The organism is Erythrobacter sp. SN021 (assembly GCF_021864455.1).
Genome location: NZ_JAKKUW010000243.1, coordinates 1 through 281, shown reverse-complemented (window position 1 = coordinate 281; position 281 = coordinate 1). Strand labels below are relative to the sequence as shown.

The following is a 281-nucleotide window of genomic DNA, read 5'->3' as shown; positions in this document are numbered from 1 at the left end:
CCAGAATCCGTCCTCGAACTCTCTTGTTGACAATGACACCAACTGCATGAGCAGTGACATTGTAGACAACACCAGTGCGTCCATGGTAAGCCTTGTGTGGCATGCCCTTCTGTACTGCTCCATTGCCCTTGATGTCCACAATGTCTCCCTTTTTGTATGTTTTCAGATAAGTAGACAACGGAATGACACCGCGCGTCCTGAACTTCCTGGCAAATAAATGCCGAGTTCCACGTCGGTAACCCTTGGAGTTAGTCATTTTATCACACTAACCTGAGACAAAA

1 protein-coding gene is annotated in these 281 nt (G+C 47.0%); it reads right to left on the bottom strand.

Translation table 11 applies throughout. The features are described 5' to 3' along the window. The coding region (locus tag L5849_RS17185) for a hypothetical protein (protein WP_368735745.1) at positions 1–256 on the bottom strand (256 nt) is incomplete at its 3' end. Positions 257–281 lie beyond the last annotated feature (25 nt).